Raw genomic sequence first — 950 nt, forward strand, 5'->3', positions numbered from 1 at the left:
CGAGGCCTGGCCGCCGTTGAGCAGCGGCGTGATGTTGCGGATGGTCACGCGACGGTTGATCGCGCTCGGCCCCTGCGTCTGCTCCTTCAGGTACTGCTCGCCGTAGCCCTGCGACGTCAGGTTTTCGGCGGGCACACCGAACTGCTGCGTCAGCAGTTCGGCCGCGGATTGCGCACGACGGTCCGACAGCGACAGATTGTCGACCTCGTTGCCGACCGCGTCGGTGTGTCCCTCGATCAGGAACACCTCGCGCGGATTGCGCTGGATCGCCTGGTTGAGGCCGTCGGCGATCACCTGCAGCCGGGCCGCCTGGTCCGGCGGGATGGTCCACGATCCCGTCTCGAAGATGATCGTGTTGACGTCGATGCTCGGCATCTGCATGCGAACATTCGGGCTGTAGCGGATCTCGTCGAGCGAGTAGCGCCGATCGATCCGCTGCACCGGCGGTGCAACCATCGTCTGGTAGATCACGTCCGGCGATGCTTCCTGGGCGTCGACGATGTAGCGATCATAGGGAATGTTCACGACCGGCGGCGGCACGTCGACATAGAACCCGCCGACCGCGCGCGGATCGCGGTAGGTGTTGTCGATGATGATGATCTCGCGCCCGCGGGGATCCCGGCGGATACGCCGCATCATCCGACCATCGGCGCCGACCACGGTGATGATCTCGCTGCCATCGGGACGCACCACGACGGTACGGGTTTCGCCGCCGACGGTGTCGGTGCGGATGTCGCGAGCGCCATAACGGAAGCGATAGAGATCGTTGCCGCGGACGTAGGCCTGCCCGCCCGGATCGCGGATGATGATGCGGTCCGGCTCGGTATACACGGTCCGCCCGCCCTCGATGGTCTCGCGGCGCTGGTTGTGAAGGTCGGCGATGGTGGCGCCGATCACGGCACCGGCCACCACGCCCGCACCGATTGCAAGCGGCGTCAGGTCACGTTGCG

1 protein-coding gene is annotated in these 950 nt (G+C 66.3%); it reads right to left on the minus strand.

Annotation, left to right across the window (positions count from 1 at the left end):
* On the minus strand, nucleotides 1-950 hold a 950-nt coding region (locus MOV75_RS39715; protein WP_247008302.1), incomplete at both ends, for an OmpA family protein.

The organism is Bradyrhizobium sp. PRIMUS42, from assembly GCF_023006515.1.
Lineage (GTDB): Bacteria > Pseudomonadota > Alphaproteobacteria > Rhizobiales > Xanthobacteraceae > Bradyrhizobium.